The sequence below is a fragment of the Burkholderia sp. WSM2232 genome (genome assembly GCF_000472545.1).
Lineage (GTDB): Bacteria > Pseudomonadota > Gammaproteobacteria > Burkholderiales > Burkholderiaceae > Paraburkholderia.
Genome location: NZ_AWZV01000036.1, coordinates 15,925 through 34,406, shown reverse-complemented (window position 1 = coordinate 34,406; position 18,482 = coordinate 15,925). Strand labels below are relative to the sequence as shown.

At 61.4% G+C, this 18,482-nt stretch carries 17 protein-coding genes and 1 riboswitch; of the genes, 13 read left to right on the top strand and 4 right to left on the bottom strand.

The window, feature by feature from the left end:
- Position 1: 1 nt before the first annotated feature.
- From F757_RS0126335 to F757_RS0126320, 4 genes are read left to right on the top strand one after another with little or no spacing between them, the layout of a single operon-like run.
- Positions 2-1,522, top strand: a complete 1,521-nt coding sequence (locus F757_RS0126335) for a sugar ABC transporter ATP-binding protein (protein ID WP_232221459.1) — start codon at positions 2-4, stop codon at positions 1,520-1,522.
- A gap of 20 nt (positions 1,523-1,542) precedes the next feature.
- Positions 1,543-2,625, top strand: a complete 1,083-nt coding sequence (locus tag F757_RS0126330; RefSeq protein ID WP_027213993.1) for an ABC transporter permease — start codon at positions 1,543-1,545, stop codon at positions 2,623-2,625.
- 33 nt (positions 2,626-2,658) lie between these two features.
- Entirely contained in the window at positions 2,659-4,128 is a 1,470-nt protein-coding gene (locus F757_RS0126325) for an FGGY-family carbohydrate kinase (RefSeq protein WP_027213992.1), read from the top strand.
- A gap of 26 nt (positions 4,129-4,154) precedes the next feature.
- The gene (locus F757_RS0126320) at positions 4,155-4,946 is read left to right on the top strand and encodes a glucose 1-dehydrogenase (protein WP_027213991.1); all 792 of its coding nucleotides are present in this window, start codon (positions 4,155-4,157) and stop codon (positions 4,944-4,946) included.
- 60 nt (positions 4,947-5,006) lie between these two features.
- Here the strand turns inward: F757_RS0126320 and F757_RS0126315 are convergent, their stop codons facing one another.
- Positions 5,007-5,507 carry a 6,7-dimethyl-8-ribityllumazine synthase gene (locus F757_RS0126315; RefSeq protein WP_027213990.1) on the bottom strand — a complete coding sequence of 167 codons (501 nt, stop codon included), beginning with the start codon at positions 5,505-5,507 and terminating at the stop codon, positions 5,007-5,009.
- Between the two features lie 69 nt (positions 5,508-5,576).
- Positions 5,577-5,736, bottom strand: a riboswitch (FMN riboswitch).
- 95 nt (positions 5,737-5,831) lie between these two features.
- Between F757_RS0126315 and F757_RS36885 the strand changes: the two genes are divergently transcribed.
- The 4 genes from F757_RS36885 (at position 5,832) to F757_RS0126295 (ending at position 8,974) form a co-directional block, all read left to right on the top strand.
- The gene (locus F757_RS36885) at positions 5,832-6,173 is read left to right on the top strand and encodes a triose-phosphate isomerase (RefSeq protein ID WP_269661062.1); all 342 of its coding nucleotides are present in this window, start codon (positions 5,832-5,834) and stop codon (positions 6,171-6,173) included.
- Between the two features lie 139 nt (positions 6,174-6,312).
- Positions 6,313-6,651, top strand: coding sequence for a hypothetical protein (locus tag F757_RS34130; protein WP_156923737.1), 339 nt, complete (start codon positions 6,313-6,315; stop codon positions 6,649-6,651).
- A 392-nt stretch (positions 6,652-7,043) separates the two neighbouring features.
- Positions 7,044-8,201, top strand: a complete 1,158-nt coding sequence (locus tag F757_RS0126300) for a DUF3182 family protein (RefSeq protein ID WP_027213988.1) — start codon at positions 7,044-7,046, stop codon at positions 8,199-8,201.
- Positions 8,198-8,974 carry an alpha/beta hydrolase family protein gene (locus F757_RS0126295; protein ID WP_027213987.1) on the top strand — a complete coding sequence of 259 codons (777 nt, stop codon included), beginning with the start codon at positions 8,198-8,200 and terminating at the stop codon, positions 8,972-8,974. The genes F757_RS0126300 and F757_RS0126295 overlap by 4 nt, the downstream gene beginning before the upstream one ends.
- Positions 8,975-9,047: 73 nt before the next feature.
- Here the strand turns inward: F757_RS0126295 and F757_RS0126290 are convergent, their stop codons facing one another.
- From F757_RS0126290 to F757_RS0126280, 3 genes are all read right to left on the bottom strand, one after another.
- A complete protein-coding gene (locus F757_RS0126290) occupies positions 9,048-9,686 on the bottom strand; it encodes a dihydrofolate reductase family protein (protein WP_027213986.1) in 639 nt (212 codons plus the stop codon).
- Positions 9,687-9,976: 290 nt separating this feature from the next.
- Positions 9,977-10,384, bottom strand: a complete 408-nt coding sequence (locus tag F757_RS0126285) for a hypothetical protein (protein WP_027213985.1) — start codon at positions 10,382-10,384, stop codon at positions 9,977-9,979.
- Between the two features lie 102 nt (positions 10,385-10,486).
- Complete coding sequence (locus tag F757_RS0126280; RefSeq protein ID WP_027213984.1) at positions 10,487-11,254, bottom strand: glycosyltransferase family 2 protein; 768 nt, start codon at positions 11,252-11,254, stop codon at positions 10,487-10,489.
- Between the two features lie 651 nt (positions 11,255-11,905).
- Between F757_RS0126280 and F757_RS0126275 the strand changes: the two genes are divergently transcribed.
- From F757_RS0126275 to F757_RS0126255, 5 genes are all read left to right on the top strand, one after another.
- A complete protein-coding gene (locus F757_RS0126275) occupies positions 11,906-12,667 on the top strand; it encodes an enoyl-CoA hydratase/isomerase family protein (RefSeq protein ID WP_027213983.1) in 762 nt (253 codons plus the stop codon).
- Between the two features lie 156 nt (positions 12,668-12,823).
- Positions 12,824-13,885 (top strand): ABC transporter substrate-binding protein, encoded by a 1,062-nt coding sequence (locus F757_RS0126270; RefSeq protein WP_027213982.1) that lies wholly within the window; start codon positions 12,824-12,826, stop codon positions 13,883-13,885.
- Between the two features lie 10 nt (positions 13,886-13,895).
- Positions 13,896-15,017 carry an ABC transporter ATP-binding protein gene (locus F757_RS0126265; protein ID WP_027213981.1) on the top strand — a complete coding sequence of 374 codons (1,122 nt, stop codon included), beginning with the start codon at positions 13,896-13,898 and terminating at the stop codon, positions 15,015-15,017.
- An 11-nt stretch (positions 15,018-15,028) separates the two neighbouring features.
- Entirely contained in the window at positions 15,029-16,810 is a 1,782-nt protein-coding gene (locus F757_RS0126260; protein ID WP_027213980.1) for an ABC transporter permease subunit, read from the top strand.
- Between the two features lie 26 nt (positions 16,811-16,836).
- The gene (locus tag F757_RS0126255) at positions 16,837-18,420 is read left to right on the top strand and encodes an AMP-binding protein (RefSeq protein ID WP_027213979.1); all 1,584 of its coding nucleotides are present in this window, start codon (positions 16,837-16,839) and stop codon (positions 18,418-18,420) included.
- The last annotated feature ends 62 nt before the right edge of the window (positions 18,421-18,482 follow it).

Genomic DNA, 18,482 nt, shown 5'->3' with positions numbered 1-18,482 from the left:
CATGAATCCGGTCAACGTCATCGAGACGCGTGGATTGTCCAAGGTCTATCCTGGCACTGCAGCGCTGGTGGACGTCGACTACACGGTGCGCCGCGGCAAGGTCAATGTGCTGATAGGCGAGAACGGCGCGGGCAAATCTACGTTGATGAAGCTGCTCGCTGGCGCAGAAGTCCCGACGTCTGGCGAGATCTGGGTCGACGGCAAGATTGCGCAAATCACTGACGTGCGTAGCGCTGAGAAGCACGGCATCGGCATCATCTTCCAGGAACTGAATCTCTTTCCGGACATGACGGTCGCGGAAAACATCTTCGCCGGCAACGAGTTGACGAGTTCCGGTGTGATCCGCAGCAAGGACGAAAACCATCAGGCAAAAATACTGCTTAACCGGCTGCAGATTCCGATCGAACCGCGCACGCGATTGGGCGATCTGTACGTCGGACAACAGCAGCTGGTTGAAATAGCTAAAGCCCTCTCCAAGCACATCAAGGTGCTGATCATGGACGAGCCGACTTCCGCGCTATCGAAGACGGAGGTCGAGATCCTCTTCAAGATCATTGCGCAACTCAAGGAAGAGGGCGTCACAGTTATATACATCTCCCATCGTCTCGAAGAGATCATGGCGGTCGGAGACTGCATCGCCGTTCTGCGTAATGGGCGCCTCGTTGCAGAAAACGACGTTGCGAATATCGACATTCCCTGGATCATCGAAGCGATGGTTGGCTCGACGAAAAAACGTTTTGCGTTCGAGCAGCACGCGATCGGCGAAGAAGTGCTGAAGGTCAAGGACCTTGCGCTGAAGCGCTCGAATGGGATCTACGCGGTTGACCATGTTTCGTTTTCCGTCAAGGCCGGCGAGGTCATCGGGATCTACGGTTTGATGGGAGCTGGTCGTACCGAGCTGCTTGAGTCACTGCTCGGTGCGCAGCCGCTCGCTCTCGGTGAAATAGAGCTGGCCGGCAAGGCGATTGAAGATCTCCGCATCCCAAAACGTATCGAGGCCGGCATTGCGCTGGTACCAGAAGACAGACAGAAGCAGGGCATGGTACAGCTGATGTCGATCCTCGAAAACATGACATTGTCGAGTCTGTCGAAGTTTACCCGGCGCCTCTCTTTCTTTTCACTCCGGCGTGACAAACAACTCGAGGCATCAACCGACATCGTCAAGCGTCTCGCGATCAAGGCCGCCTCTGTCGATGCACCCATCACATCGCTTTCCGGCGGAAACATGCAGAAGGTGGTGATCGGCAAGGCACTGCTCACATCGCCCAAGGTACTGCTGATGGACGAACCGACGCGGGGAATCGACGTGGGTGCGAAGGAGGATGTGTACAAGACGATCAGTCTGCTCGCGCAGTCTGGTATCGCAGTCGTCTACGCGACCTCGGAACTGGACGAAGCAATGGCTGTTTCCAATCGGGTCTTCGTGATGGCCAGCGGAAAGTTAACGGCAATCATGGAACGTTCACAGTTTGACAGCGAACGCATCGTGCGCGCGTCGACACCAGCTACAGCCGTAGTGTGAAGCAATTTGAGGCAGAAACCATGAACACCCCGAACAGCAGCAACCCTTCTATTCAGCCGGTTCACGGCAAGCACAACCGGCAGTTTTCCTACATGGCTTCCCGCATTGCGGTGGGCGTGCTCAAGCTGCGAATCTTCATTGCACTCTTTGCGATCATCATCGTGTTCTCGCTGGCAACGGAAAACTTCCTGTCGGCAAGCAACATGCTGATCATGGCGAAGCACGTCACAATTGTCGCCATCCTGTCGATCGGAATGACGCTCGTTATTCTGACAGGGGGCATCGACCTGTCGGTGGGTTCGATAGTTGGAATCAGCGGCATGGCTGCGGGGTATCTTCTGCTCGAAGGCGTCAAGGTCGGACACCACATCGTGTTCTTCAACCCCTGGGGCGTTACGCTGATTGCATGCGCGTTGGGCGCAATCATCGGTGCAGTGAACGGCTATCTGATCACGGCTCTGAATGTTGCTCCATTTATTGCAACGCTCGGCATGTTGTATGTCGTGCGCGGCGCGGCACTGCTGGTGAACAATGGCAGCACGTATGCCGATCTGGGAGGCAATCCCGCTCTGGGCAACACGGGCTTCGAATTTCTTGGAAACGGCACCATTCTGGGCCTGTCGATGCCCGTCTGGATCATGGTGATTCTCGCCGCCATCACTATCTTTGTCGCAAAGCGCACGCCGCTCGGCCGCCGCATCTATGCGATCGGTGGCAATGAGCAGGCCGCTCGCTTCTCCGGCATTCGTACGAACCGCGTGAAGCTGTTCGTGTACATGTTCTCGGGGTTTTGTGCGGCGATTGTCGGACTCGTTATCACTGCCCAGTTGCAGACGGCTCACCCGTTGACGGGCCAGACGTTCGAGTTGAACGCGATTGCGGCGGTCGTGTTGGGCGGTACGGCGTTGATGGGGGGACGCGGTACGGTCTTTGGTTCGGTTGTCGGTGCCTGCGTGATCAGCATTCTCGGCGATGGCATGGTGATGTGCGGCATCAGCGATTTCTGGCAGATGGTCATCAAGGGCCTCGTCATCATCTTCGCCGTCGTCATCGATCAGTTGCAGCAGCGCCTGCAGAGCCGCATGGTTTCTCTCACCGCTTGAGCGCCAGATCCGAACCGTCTTCAGGAAGGTGACATGCAATACGTTCTGGCCATCGATCAGGGCACAAGCGGTACCAAGGCGCTTGTTTTCGACCCCTCAGGACAGGTGCACGCTCGCGGCTTTGTAGCTGTCCCGTGTGCCCATCCGCGCACGGGTTTCGTCGAGCAGGATCCGGATCTGATCTACGAGTCGGTACTGCGAGCAGTAGCCATATGCCTCGGCGAGTTCAAGGGTGAGCGCAAGGACATCGCAGGCGTCGGAATCTCGAATCAGCGTGAGACTGTCGTGCTATGGGATGCGGAAGGTCGCCCCATCGTTCCGGCCGTGTCGTGGCAATGTCAACGTTCGCTCGCGATATGCGACCGGCTCAAGCGGGAAGGGAAGGCACCTATCATTGCCGAAAAGACGGGGCTGCTAATCGATCCATATTTCTCTGGTACGAAGCTCATCTGGTTGAACGAAAACGACGAGCGTGTGCACTCGGAAATCAAGGCCGGCACAGCCCACTTCGGTACAGTCGATAGCTGGTTGCTATATCGTTTGACAAGGGGTACGGCATACCGCACCGACTACACGAACGCGTCCAGGACGATGTTGTTCAATCTTGCGGAGCTGGAGTGGGATCGCGACCTTTTCGCAGATTTCGGACTGCAGGGTCTGCAACTGCCCGAGCTGCGCCCGTCGGCATCCGGTTTCGGCGCGAGCGATTTCGATGGCATTTTCGATCGGCCTGTCCCGATCGTGTCGATGATCGGTGACTCTCATGCGGCTGCCGTCGGCGAAGGGTGCCTGAGTCCCGGTGTTGCGAAGGCGACGATGGGCACTGGCTCGTCGATCATGATGAATGTGGGTAGCACGCCCTTGGCCGCCACCGATGGCCTTGTGTCGACTCTTTGCTTTGCTACTGAAGAGCGCGTGGACTTTGCACTCGAAGGCATCGTCATCAGTGCGGGTTCGACACCCTCGTTCCTCAAGGAGAAGCTGCGAATCATCAAGGACTTTGCAGAAGCAGAGCAAGCCTTCACTGAATACGACAACGGTGGTGTCTTTCTTATTCCCGCATTCTCGGGAATTGGTTGTCCGCACTGGAAATATCCGGGTGGCGCGCAGATCGTGGGCCTGAACTTCTCGACATCCTGGCAAAACGTCGTGCGGGCAGCGTATGAGTCGATCGCCTACCAGATCAAGGACGTGATCTCCGTCATGGAGGGCGCGGCCAATGTCCCGCTGCGTGAACTCTTTCTCGACGGTGGGCTGGTCCAGCGACCGTTCCTTCTTCAGTACCTTGCCGACACGTTGAACCGGCCTGTCAGTACGCTGATGCTCAGCGAGATCTCGGCCGCTGGCGCGGCAGCGCTCGCTGCGTTGAAGCTCGGATCAATCAGCTCGCTAGACACATATCGCGAAACACGGGTTGTATCGCGACGTGTCGAGCCGGGATCCGGCGTCGAAGCAGCTGCAAAGAACCACGAACAATGGTTGCAATGGATCGGACGGCTCTAGGGTCCGTCTCTAGTGGAGAGTGAAAGATGGCGTTCCAGCGGCGTTTTGAAAACAGGGTAGTGGTGGTGACCGGCGGTAGCCGTGGCATTGGGTTGGGTATTGCGAGGCGTTTTGCCGAAGAAGGCGCAAAAGTATGCGTCTCCGCGAACGAGAAGGCAGTGCATGACGCAGCAGCGCAGTTGCGTGATTCGGGCCTCGATGCCATCGCCATCGAAACAGATGTCACCAGCAAAGAGCAGGTTGTCGCGCTGTACGAGGAGGTTGCGGCGAAGCTGGGTGAAGTGGATGTTTCCGTGCAGAATGCCGGCGTCATCACTATCGCAAAGCTCGAAGACCTGACCGAACATGAATGGGACAAGGTACTTGCAGTCAACACTAAAGGAGTTTTCCTTTGCTGCCAGGAAGCTGCGAAGCGGATGCTGCGTGCGGGAAAAGCTGGCCGACTGATCAATACGGCATCGGGACAGGCTCGGCAAGGTTTCGTCTACACGCCCCACTATGCCGCGAGCAAGTTCGGCGTGCTGGGGATAACGCAGAGTCTGGCGAAAGAGTTGGCGCCGACTGGCATCACGGTGAATGCGTTTTGCCCGGGCATCATTACGACCGATATGTGGTCGTACAACGACGAAGCCTGGGGCAAGCTGCTGGGTGACTACAAACCCGGTGAACTCATGGCTGAATGGGTTGCAAACATTCCCATGAAGCGGGCTGGCAGCGACAAGGATGTCGCAGGTCTCGTCGCATTCCTCGCCTCGGAAGACGCGGCTTACATCACCGGGCAGACCATCAATGTGGACGGCGGTATGTTCATGTCCTGAGGCGAGTGCGTATGGTCGCGAGCAACGTTGCCCGCGACCTGCGCGACCGTCACGACATGCTTATGCGGTCTCCAGCAGGGAGAGCTTACGTACCGTTTCGCCGCAGGCACGCGCCACCTCCGCGCCCTTCACAACGAAATGATCAGTGAAAAACCTGATGTGTTCTTCACCGTGATGGAAGTGGTGCGGCGTCAGAACAGCAGAGAACACAGGCGTGCCTGTTTCGAGTTGGACCTGCATCAAGCCTGAAATTACCGCTTGAGCGACGAATTCGTGACGATAGATGCCTCCATCGACAACGAGACCCGCCGCGACGATGCCCGCATACCGACCGCTCTGCGCGAGTCGTTTCGCGTGGAGGGGTATTTCGAACGCGCCTGGCACTTCGTACAGATCGATGTCGTCAGAACCGTAACCGAATTCTTTAATGACATTCAGGAAAGAGCTCTTGCACTGGTCAACAATATCGCGGTGCCAGCACGCCTGAATAAAGGCAATCCGGGTGCGAGTGCCGCCGCAGGCAAATGCTGCTTGTGCTTCGACTGAGAGAGATTTGTTCATGGATTCAACCTGTTTTGTGTGAACAGGGCGAAGAACAGCCGTTTCCCGCACGCGCGGCAATACTGGCTGTCCTGTTCTCTTTCATCCGGACTATACCGTCGGCCCCGGAATCCAACCGGGTCTGCTGACCTCTGTTATCGCAGCAATGTCGCAACAGAGCGCTCGCGGGCTACGTCTGCGAAAGACGATTACCGCCGGTGGGGAATCGCACCCCGCCCCGAGAACGTGTTCTTGACGAACGGAGCGTACGTTATCACGAATGTGAGAAACCTGCGGCCCGTTCGCCATGATTGTGAAACGTAACGAATGGTTGAGGTATCGGAAATGCGACGCAAACTTGTGCTGGGGAACTGGAAGATGCATGGTTCCATTGGTGCAAACGGGCAACTGCTCGAGTGCGTTCGGCAGTACGTGGCGGAGACGTTAGTTGGCAACCAGCTGTCTGACGTTCTGGCATTTGTCGGCTTCCAGAGTCCGCATCGGTTCGTCATCCCCTACGAGCCTGTCTGGGCAATCAGGACCGGCCGCAGTGCGCCGGCCGCAAATGCGCAAGTGATCCATGCCGCTCTGCGTAAATACTTCCAGTCGATCATCGATTCGGCGTGTCGTGCTTTGGACAGCGTATCGCGTGTTGAAGAGGCCGCCAATGCCGGTATCAATTCGTAAATCGCGTACGAAAGCATCCCCGTGTATGCGGTGGTCGACCCAGACCTTGCTGCCATTACCGCACGAGTCAGTCCGTAGCCTGTCTCTCAACGCGCATCTGGCGCTCGAGGCGTGCAGGGCGCAAGACGGTAATCTCCACATGCTCAACGAGCTGACCCGGTTGACCTACCTGTCTTTCTACATGTGGAAAGCCGGCATAGGAAAGATCGACCTCGAAGTGTACGAGGCGGCTGAGGAAGCGCTGAATCGTGCGGTCGAGCGAGCCGAAGGTACCGGGGTCTGGCGTCTGCCTGAGTCGCACATTGGAGCGTTGGAGCAGATGTTGGTTGCGTACAACGGACAGATCGCGACGGTTTCTGCGCGGACCTACATAGAGGCCGTCTTCCGGCTGGACCGCGTTCTTTCACAGAACGCGCCCCAGTCGCCTGTGGCAAAGATGCTGGCAATCGAAAGAGGCAAGGTCTGTGCCGCTCGATGAGATGTGCGATCGGCAGAACATATTTCAGGTTTGTTCTCTTCGCGGCGGAACCGGCGATCTGTCCGTGCGCAAGATACTCCCTGCTGCTCTACCTGCGGACGCCGGGTGGAGAGCAGCCAACCACTAGCAGCCTCGTCCTGGAGCCCCGTTTCCCCTGTTCCTGCTTGAAAAAACAGGGCGCCCAAATCTCCACATTACCGCTGCGCCACTTAGTCCTCCGCCTTCCAGCACCGACCAAACCCGCTCACACCCACCGCGCTCGCTTTAGACGGGCCAGGCCAACAGCATGCCGCCCCAATGGCACAACACTTGCGACCCCCGGCTCTGCGGAAGCACCGACATGGCGCTTTCGCAAAGCAACAGCGCGACTCCGCGCCAGGGAGGCGAACATCGTGGAACCATCGCACGCTCCGGACGTATCCGCAGCACCCGGCTTACCGGTTGTCATCCTGTACCGGCAGCGGCGCGAAGCGTGCCGCGCCGGTCACGAAAGCGAGACCTTGCGCGAACTGGCGCGCCAGATCGCCGAACTCAAAGGCACGCAGGTGGCGGGCGAATTCCGCGACGCGCAGGCCTATCCCGCGAATCGGTATCTGATTCCCGACGATACCTTGACCCTTGCGCAAGCGCACAAACTCGGCGTTCGCTCCGTGCATGACCTGTATGGCGGTGTCGTGCCGTTCCCGTTCGTCGCGACCAAACTGATTGCGCACAGCCTGGCCGGCGGCGCAAGCGCCGCGCCGCCTGGCTGGTCGCGTGCACTCGGTGCACGCACCGCGTCGCTGGTGTTGCCGGGCTACGCAGCGTTTTCGCGCGACGACGCCCGCAGCGCCGCACGCGCGCTGTGGGACGAGGGCCGCGTGCGCGTGAAGCGTCCATATGGAATCGGCGGCGCGGGACAGGCGCTGATCGAGAAGGAAGACGAACTCGAAGCGCAACTCGATGCGCTAGGGGACGAGGCGCTGCAACGCGACGGCATTTCGATCGAGCGGCACCTCGAGGCACTCGACACGTTCAGCGTGGGACAGGTCATGCTCGACGATCTGGTTGTGAGCTACTACGGCGTGCAGCATCTGACGCGCAACAATCATGGCCACGATGTCTACGGCGGCTCGGACCTCGTCGTCGTGCGCGGCGGCTTCGACGTGCTCGAACGGCTCGATCTCACCGCAGACTTGCGCGAATGCATTGCGAAAGCACGCGCTTTCGATGCCGCGGTGCAGATCGACTACGCGGGATTCTTTGCGTCGAGGCGCAACTACGACGTCGCATGCGGCGTCGATGCCGCGGGCGTGCGTCATTGCGGCGTGCTCGAGCAGTCGTGGCGCGTGGGCGGCGCGACAGGCGCGGAAATCGGCGCGTTGCGCACGTTCCGGGCGAATCCGGACGCATATGTGGTGCGCGCCTCGACACGCGAAATATACGGAGAAAACGTGCACGTGCCCGACGGCGCCTGTCTCGTCTATCACGGCATCGATAGTCAGGCTGGACCCATCACGAAGTTCTATACGCTCGATCCCGACACGGTGCAAAGGAGCAGCGACTCATGACGGCAGACCGTTACCAGTTACAGATCAAGCTCGAGCGCGGCCATCTCGACGGCACCATGCTGATTCCGAAAACAGCCGTGCCGGGCGTGCTTTTCGTCCACGGTTGGGGTGGCAATCAGGAGCAGTATCTGGAGCGCGCGCGGCAGGCGGCGGCGCTCGGCTGCGTCTGCCTGACGTTCGACCTGACCGGCCACGCCCGCACGCAGAATGAACAGCAGACGGTCACACGCGAAACGAATCTCAACGACCTGCTTGCCGCATACGACACGCTCGCCGCGCATCCGGCAATCGACCGCGATTCGATTGCGGTGATCGGCAGCAGCTATGGCGGCTATCTCGCGGCCATCCTGACGGAGTTGCGGCCGGTGCGATGGCTGGGCCTGCGCGTGCCGGCGCTCTATCTCGACGACGGCTGGAACACGCCCAAGCGCGCGCTGCACGTCGAGCACGATCTGGTTGCATACCGCAAACGCGTCGTGCCGGCCGCGGAAAACCGCGCGTTGCGTGCCGCTGCGAACTTCGACGGCGATGTGCTGCTGGTCGAATCCGAGCATGACCAGATCGTTCCGCATACGGTGATCGCCAGCTATCTGCAGGCGTTTTTGCAGGCGCATTCGCTTACCTATCGGGTGATCGAGGGTGCGGATCACGGCCTTTCCGACATCGGCAGCCAGCGCGCCTACACGGACCTCATCGTGAACTGGCTCTCGGAGATGGTCCAAGGCTCGCGCGCCGGCAGCCGCGGCGCGGCGCGCAATCACGCCAAGGTCTAGGTGGGTAGGGGCGGCGGCTCGCGCTGCCATCGCCGCACGCATTTTCCTGCGCTGCACCCTGACACAAGACAGATCATACGGATCCCTGATCATCCGCATCGAACGATCCGGTTCGCACCTCCCCGCCGCGAACATAGCGCGTGATGATTACGCCGTGCGGCGTGCTGACCGAGTGCGCGAGTCTGAACGCAGACGCAGGCGCGTTCTCGCCGAATAGCCGCTTGCCGCGCCCGAGTATCAGCGGATAAATCACCAGCCGCAGTTCATCCACCAGATCGGCGGCGAGCAATTGGGCGACCATATTGCCGCTGCCGAATGTGAGCAAATCCGCGCCGGACTGCTGTTTGAGCGCGCGTATCGCGTCCGCGAGCGTGTCTGTGAGCGCGTGGCTCTCTTGCCACTCAAGCGTGTCGGGTCGATGCGTGGTCACATGCTTGGGCACGCCGTTCAAAAGATCGGCGATGCCGCGGCTCGGCGAACCGGCCGGCACGTGTGGCCAATACCCGGCGAATATGTCGTACGTGCGGCGCCCAAGGAGCAATTCGAACCGTTCGGCGAACAGTTCCTGCAAGTAGCCTGAGATTGCGTCGTCGGCATACGGCACGATCCAGCCGCCGAGGCGGAAGTTGCCGCTCGGGTCCTCCTCTGGACCGCCCGGCGCCTGAATGACGCCGTCGAGACTGATGAATGCAGAAACGGTGAGCTTGCGCATGAGCTTTCTCCGGATTGACGGACGCGATCGGTCCATCAACACGACGAGCAAGCCGCTGCAAAATCGACGGCGCTCCGGCCGTATCAGGCATGCCAGGCAGCGCTCGCGTGCCTCCCGCCGAGTGGGGGGCGCCGGGTGCCAGGTGCCGGCCGCCGGGCGCAGCAGGACGATCGCGTCACTCTGTCCGGCGACGAATCAGCGGGCAGCGCTGCAATCGGCAAGCTCTTTGCCTATAGCCGGGCGCTCGCAACCGTCGTGCGGTAGACCGCTGCGCCCGCCGGCACGCGGCTTCATCTATCCAGTTGCGCGGATTGGCGCGCATCGCGGTCCTTGCCGTTGCGCCGGTCCACGCTCGGCCCGCGAGGCGACGCCGCAGCGCAGGCTTCGAGCGCGACGACTGCACGCTTTGCGATATCGACGGTTTCGTTGCAGGCCTGGATATCTCGCAGCAGGCTGCAACGGGTGCCCCAGCCGAGTTTGGACAACGCGGCGCGCAGTTTGGCCAGTGCCGCTTGCGGCGAGCCGTTGTCGGCGACCAGCGAGGCGAGGTCGAACGCGCTGCCGGCCGGAGTCGTGACTACCGTCGGGCAAGCCGACACGGCGTCGGCGCTCGACACGAAGAGCGCCAGCGCGAGGCCGACGGTGCCCGGCCGCAAACCGGCGGGGACGGCGCAATGCGGGTTGATCGAAACGGTCATGGGAGACTCCGGACGGCGTCGCTGCAATGCAGATCGCATGTTACGGTCCAGTATCGGCGCGGCATTTTTCATTCTGCTTTCAACGGCCGAGGCGAGCGTGCCTTAACGCTTGCCACGCAGCCGCACAAGCGCCTTGCGATACTTGCGGCGCGTATAAGCACTCGCGTAAAGCGCGAGGATCAAGCCGACGCGGCCATCGCGAATATTCCCCTTGCGAATGTACCACTTCATGAATGCCCCCAACGGGCTGAACCAGCCCTTGAAGCTCAGCACGGCCGGGCGCTCGTGCCTGTTCACCAGGTCGAGCGCGGCGAGGTCCGTGTAGAGATCCAGCTTGCGCTTCATCTCCGCGGTGGTTTCGAACGTATGATGGATCAGCGGCGCTTCAATGCGTCCGCCGCTTGCAGCGCCCGTCAGCGTTTCATGCACGCTATGCCCGGTGAAACGCACGGCGCCCCGCCGATACACACGAATGGGATAGTCCGGGCACGACACCGGCATTAGTGCATGAATCCGCTTGCCCATCACCACCCAGTCTCGCCTGACCGCATACGCGTCGTGAGCGAAGCCGTGGGCCTTCAAGGCGGCAATTTCGTCGATCAACGCGTCGCTCGCAATTTCGTCACTGTCGAAGAACATCACCATTTCGTGCAGGCACTGGCCGTTGGCGAACTCGCGTTGCGCGCGAAAGTTGTCGAATGCGCGATGCACGATTCGCGCGCCGTGCCTTGCGGCAATTGCGAGCGTCGCGTCGCTGCTGCCGCTATCTACGATCAGTAAGTCGTCTGCGGCACGCTTCGCGGCTGTCAGCACGCGGTCCAGATGACGCTCGCTGTTGTGGGTGAGAACGTAAACGGATAAGGGGCGCAACGTGGCTCCTGCAATAGTCTGTTGGTCGGGTTCGCATTGTCCCCGCCCTGTCATGCAGTTTGCATACGCGCAAACTTTCAGTCCGACCCGCAGGAGCCATGCCTACACCACGAGGTCGTGCACGCCCTCAATGCCGGCTTGCTGGCCCGCCGGCTAAGCTGTTTGCAAGGTTTGCGTTGTTTTTTGGCGACTTTGTAAGCTACGCAAACTGCGATCATCTGCGTACAGGCGGCTTTTGCCGGGAAGTCGGCATGCTTTCATACAAAACACCCGATTTTCAGGCCCCGAAAACATCGCTACGATTTGTAAGGCGTCAGCGTTCCCAAACGTTCGGCGTGTGTGTTTGTTTAGCCGCAGCTTTGTCTGCGGCTTTTTTCTATGCGTTGCCTGGGCTGCCGGCCTGCGCGCACTTCGGCTCGCCAAACGGGGCGTGTCGCGGCTTTTCCCTAATGCAGCGGATGAACGCGGCGCCCGTTCTCTACCACCTCCCTTCGCCTGACTCGCACACGCGGCCCGTCGCGCCTACCGCTGTCTGTGCGCTTTGCTCTTCGCCTTCTCACTGCAACCCATCTCTCTGGTAAACCCGCTTGCACGGTATTTTTGATGCGCCTATATTTCTATACACCATCAACTATTACTATGCGATAAATCATGAGCAATGACGTGCTGTTCTCGAATCGCGGTCGTGTCGCGATCATCACGCTGAATCGCCCGGAGCGGCTGAACGCATGGACCACGCCGATGCGCGAGACAATCATCGAGGCGCTTGAGCGTTTCAACCACGATCCGGAAGTCGCCGCGATCATCATGACCGGCGCCGGCAATCGCGCCTTCTCGGCAGGGCAGGACCTCTCGGAAGCGCATGACTTCGACGGCGAGCGCGCGGTGGCGTGGGTCAAGGAGTGGCAGCGCTACTACACGGCGCTGCGCGGCCTCTCGAAGCCGCTCGTCATGGCGCTCAACGGCACAGCCGCGGGCTCGGCGTTTCAGGTGGCGCTGCTCGGCGATATCCGCGTCGGTCATGCCGGCGTGCGCATGGGGCAGCCTGAAATCAATGCGGGCATTGCCAGCACCACCGGGCCGTGGATCATGAACGCGATGCTCGGCATGTCGCGCACCATTGAGCTGACCCTCACGGGCCGTTTGATGGACGCAGAAGAGTGTCATCGCATCGGCCTGATTCATCACCTCGTCGACGAAGACAAGGTGTTCGACAAGTCGCTCGAAATTGCCACTGAACTCGCGGCCAAGCCGCCCGTCGCCATGCGGCTCGACAAGCAGCGTTTTCGCGAAATGACGGAGCCGGGGTTTATCGACTGCATCCAAGCGGGCGAGCGCATTCAGCGCGAAGCGTACGACTCCGGCGAACCCGCGCGCATGATGGAAGAGTTCTTCCGCCAGCGCGCGAAGTAGCCGCTCGCGGGCGAGGCGCGCGGGGCCGCTCGTGGTCGGCATGGTCAGTGCAATGCCCGAGCCGGTTTTCGTCGTGGTGCTTGCGCCCGCTGCAAGTGCAGCCGCAAGGCCAAGTCAAGCCGTTCCCATCTCAACCTTAGTGCGGAGACCTGAACAATGACGCAAGACTTCAACCCGGCACGCCGCCGCATTCTTCACGGCGCGGGCGCGCTTGCCGTGGCGGGCGCACTGCCGCTCGCCGCGCGTGCGCAGGCAAAGCAGATCGTGGTCTCGGACCCGGGCGGTCCTTACACCACCGCCTATCGCGAAGCGTTTTACGATCCGTTCGAAAAAGCGACCGGCATCAAGGTCGTGAGCGTCGCGCGCGAATCGCAGCCGGTTGCGCAATTCGCGGCGATGGTGCAAACGAAGAATTACGTATGGGACGTCACCACGCTTACGCTCTCCGCCGACATTCCCTACCTCGAAGCGAAGGGCCTGCTGGAACCCATCGGCCTGAAGGCGAGCGACTATCCTGACATCATGCCCGAAGCGATCACGCCGAACTGGCTGGGCGTGGACGTGTATTCGACCGTGCTTGCCTATCGTGCCGACAGGTTCAAGGACAACGGACCGAAAACGTGGGCGGACTTCTGGGACGTGAAGAAATACCCGGGCCGCCGCTGCCTGCGGCGCAGCCCGCTCGACACGCTGGAACAGGCGCTGCTCGCCGACGGCGTGCCGCTCGACAAGCTGTATCCGCTCGACGTCGACCGGGCATTCAAAAGCCTCGACAGGATCAAGCCGCACGTGAACATCTGGTGGACTTCCGGCGCGCAGGCGATGCAGGCGATCCAGAGCGGCGATGTCGACATGATCTCGACGTGGAACGGCCGCGCGCAAGCCGCGAAGGACGCGGGCGCGCCGGTCGCGATCGTGTGGAATCAGGGGCTTTATTCAATCGAAGGGTGGGGCATTCCAAAGGGCACGCCGCGCGCGGAGGCGGCAAAGCAGTTCGTGCGTTTTTGCGCCGACGCGAAGCGCCAGGCGTTGCTCACGCGCACGCTGGCTTACGGGCCGACCAACAGGAAAGCGTTCGAGACCATTGCCAAAGAGCGCGCGACGCTATTCCCCACGGCCCCCGACAATATCCGCGACATGCGGCTGCCGAGTCCGCAATGGTGGGAAGCGAACCGCCAGAAAGTCACTGAACGGTTCAATTCGTGGATCATTTCGTGAGGACTGCACGATGAGCTCGAAACTCGAGGCGATAGGCATTGCCAAGCGCTACGGCGACGCGGTGGCGCTTGAACCGACGGACCTCGCCGTGCAGGCGGGCGAATTCCTGACGCTGCTCGGGCCGTCGGGTTCGGGCAAGACCACACTGCTGCAGATGATCTCGGGCCTCGTCGCACCAAGCGCAGGGCGTATCGAGATCGACGGGCGCGACGTCACGCACGTTGAGCCGGGTAAGCGCGGCATCGGCATGGTGTTCCAGAGCTATGCGCTGTTTCCGCACATGAGCGTGTGGGACAACGTCGCCTATGGTCTGCGCATGCGCCGCAAGTCGCGCGACGAGGTGCGCGCGGCCGTGGAGAGTGCGCTCGCCATGGTGCGCATGACCGACTACGCGAAGCGCTTTCCGAAGGAGCTATCGGGCGGGCAACAGCAGCGCATCGCGCTGGCGCGCTGCTTTGCGTACCGGCCGTCGGTGATTCTGCTCGACGAGCCGCTTGGCGCACTGGACAAAAAACTGCGCGAGCACATGCAGTCCGAAATCCGCCGGCTGCACAAGGAGCTCGGTGCAACCTTCGTCTACGTCACGCACGACCAGGACGAGGCGCTGACGCTCTCTGACCGCATCTGCCTCATGAATCAGGCGCGCATAGAGCAGGTGGGCACGCCCGCCGACCTGTACGACCGTCCCGCAACACGCTTCGCGGCCGGCTTCATCGGTCATTCGAATCTGCTCGAAGGCGCGCTCGACGAAACCCGTGGCGCAAGCGGCGAGCCGATCCTGCTCGCGGCGGGCGGCCGCATTCCGTTGCCGGTCAGCGCGCTCGACACCATCAGGATAACGAATGGCAAGGGTGCATCCGGCGCTTCGGTTTCTGCGCCCGCGTCCGTTTCTGCTGCGCGCCACACGCTGCTCGTGCGTCCGGAAGCCCCGCGTTTCGTCGAGCCGGCCAGCGGATTCGTCGACGGCACAATTGCGGACGTGGTGTTCTTCGGCAGCGACACGCGCGTGCAGCTCGCGATGAACGACGGCAGCGAGCTCACCGTGCGCTGCGAGCGCAGTCTGTCGCCGCGCGTCGGCGACAAAGTGGGCCTCGTATGGGACCCGTATCGCACGACGCTGTTGCATAGCTGAAAGGGACTGGAATGACCATCGCTCTTCACGCGCACCGCGAAAGCGAAGCCTCGCGGCGCGGCCGCTCCATGTGGCTCGCGCGCAGTCTGCGCTTTTTGCCGATCGTGCCGACGCTTCTGTTCCTGCTGGTGTTCTTCGTGCTGCCCGTCGGCGAAATTCTGCAAGGGGGACTGGTCGGACCGGACGGCCAGATAGGCCTTGCACAGTTCGAGCGCATCGCGCGCACGCCCGTCTACGCGAAGGTGTTGTGGATCACCTTCGCAATTTCGTTCATGACGGCGGCGCTTTCCATTCTGCTCGGCTATCCGGTCGCGTACATGTTGAGCCGCCTGTCGGAGCGCGCCCGCGAACGCTGGCTGCTTTGGGTCATGCTGCCGTTCTGGACCAGCTACCTGGTCAAGACATACGCGTGGATGCTGCTGCTTTCGAAGACCGGCGTGCTCTCCACCATTGCGCTCTCGCTTGGCCTCGTACGCGAGACGAGCGGCACGATTCCGTCGCTGACCGGCGTGTTGATCGGCATGGTGCATTCGATGCTGCCGCTCGCCGTCATGACGATGCTGCCGGTTATGCGCGGCATAGACGACCGGCTGACGCAGGCCGCCGAAACGCTGGGCGCCGAGCGCAGCACGAGCTTTTTTACGGTGTTTCTGCCGCTGTCGTCACCGGGCGTGGCGGCCGCGGGCCTGCTCGTGTTCATTTCCAGCCTCGGGTTCTTTATTGTGCCTGCGCTTCTTGGCTCGCCGAAAGAAACGATGATCGCGCAACTCGTGATCTCGTCGGTGCTGGAGCTCTTCGACATGCGCTTTGCCGGAGCGCTTTCGACGGTGCTGCTCGTCTGCTCGATCGTGATCTTCTTCATATACGACCGTATGGTGGGCCTCACATCGCTTACCGGCGAAGTAGCGCAGCGTCAGCGCGGCTCGCGCGCTCAAGGGCTCAAGCTTGCGCTTCTGATGAGCGCCGGGCGCGTCTTCGCACCGATCATGATGCGCCGCCAGGCGCACGCGGAAGCGGGCGCGCGCGCGGCGAGCCCGCTTGGCTTCTATACATGCGTCGTGATGGTAGTGCTGGTTGCGCCGGTGCTGTCGGTGATCCCGTATGCGTTCACGAAGAGCGACTACATTGCGTTCCCGCCGAAGCTCTTCAGTGTTCGCTGGTTCGGCACCTTCATGGATTCGCCCGTGTGGCAGAGCGCGGTGATCCGCTCGTTCGAAGTGGGCCTCGGCACTGCGCTGCTGTCGCTGCTGCTCGGTTTCGGCGCCACGCTCGCCATGACGCGCATGCCGCGCCGCGCGAGCAAGCCCATGTTCGCGCTGCTGGTGGCTCCGCTTATCGTGCCGCGCATCGTGGTGGCAGTCGGTCTGCTGTACCTGTTCGGACGCTTCGGGCTGACGGGCACGAACCTTGGCCTCGTGATCGGCCATACGGTGCTTGCCATTCCGTATGTGGTCGTCACGCTCGCCGCGGGCTTTCAGCGCTTCGACTGGCGCCTCGACGACGCTGCGCGCGTAATGGGCGCGTCGCCGTTGCGGCGCATCACGTCGATCGTGCTGCCGCTGCTCATGGCAAGCGTGACCGCCGCATTCCTGTTCGCGTTCCTCGTTTCGTTCGACGACCTGACGATCGCGATCTTCGTTTCCGGCGGCATCAACTCGACGCTGCCCAAGCAGATGTGGGACGACATCCAGCTCGCCATCACGCCGACACTCGCGGCCGTGTCGACCACCCTTGTGATTCTGATTGCGCTAGTCGTCGCGGTTTCTTCGTGGCTCAAACGCAAGACGCGCTAAATCCCGGTCATTCAACTCGTTTACACATGCATCGTTATCCAGAATATTTTGCTCACCGCTACGCAAACGACGAACTCGACTGTGCGCCTCTGCTCGCGGCAGGATTGCGCCGCGATCCGGCGCGCACCATCGTCCATTTCGAGGATCGCGCGATGACCTGCGAAGAGGCCGCCCGGCAGGTTGCGCGATTGCAGCGCTGGTTTGCCGGGCACGGTCTTGTGCAGGGCGATCGCGTCGCCGTGATGCTCGGCAACAGTCCCGAGCATATCCATCTGATCTACGCGCTGCATCTGAGCGGGCTCGTGTGGGTGCCCGTCAATACGAAGCTGCGTGCGGCGGGCCTCGAATATCTGCTGCAGCACGCCGAGCCAAAGCTCTTCGTGATCGACGACGAGTTCGATGCGCTTACCGCGGAACTCGATTGCGGCACTGCGCTGCGCACACATCTGCCCGCGCATCTACCCGCGCATTTGCCTGCCTCGAAGGCTGACGACGCCAGCGCTGCGACCGGCACAACCACCGACTTCGCAACTCCAACAATCGGCGTGCACGATCCGCTGTGCATCATCTACACGTCGGGGACGACGGGCGCGCCCAAGGGCGTCGTATTCACGCACCGGATGATGCGCATTGCAAGCGAGGCGGCGTTACGCGTTGCCGACGTGCACGACGGCGACCGGCTGTTCCTGTGGGAGCCGCTGTGCCACATCGGCGGCGCGCAGATGCTGTTGCTGCCGTTCCTCGCGAACGTCACGTTGCATGCGGTGCCGCGTTTTTCGGCATCGCAGTTCTGGCAGCAGATCGGCCGCGCGGGCGCAACGCAGCTGCATTATCTCGGCGGCGTGCTGGATATCCTGATGCAGTTGCCCGCAAGCGAGCAGCCGGCGTCGCACACGCTGCGCGTCGCCTGGGGCGCGGGAGTGAGTGCTGCGTCGTGGCAGCCGATCCAGGCGCGCCTGAACGTATCGTTGCGCGAGTGCTACGGCATGACCGAATGCTCGAGCTTCGCGACGGCGAATCTGAGCGGCAAGGCCGGCTCGATTGGTCGCGCGTTGCCGTGGATCGACATCGACTTGCTCGATGAAAACGGGCAGCCGGTACCCAACGGCGAAGCAGGGGAGATCGTGCTGTCGAGCAAGGTGGAGGGCACGTTTTTGCCGACATATCTGAAGAATTCGGAAGCAACCCGCGCCGCGTTGCGCCACGGGCGGCTGCATACCGGCGACCGCGCGCGCCGCGATGCGGATGGCGATCTGTTCTTCATCGGCAGGCAGACGGACAGCATGCGGGTGCGCGGCGAAAACGTGTCAGCATGGGAAATAGAGCGTGTTTTCGCCACTCATCCGGCCATTCGCGTCTGTGCTGCAATAGGTGTCGCATCGGCCATCGGCGAACAGGACATTCTGCTCGACGTCCAGTTCAGGGACGAGCCGGTCGCGTGGCCCGCTCTGCACGCATGGGCGCGAGAGCGGCTCGCGAGTTTCCAGTTGCCGCGCTACTACCGTGCGGTGGCCGGTTTCGAGTTGACGGCGAGCGAGCGCGTCAGGAAACATCTGATCTCGCGTGATACGCAGGACGCATGGGACCGTCTGGCGACCGTTGCGCAATAGCTATCGCATATAGGTAGCTGATTAGGGCTATGCGATAATTTGCTGTTCGAACCAGACAGATA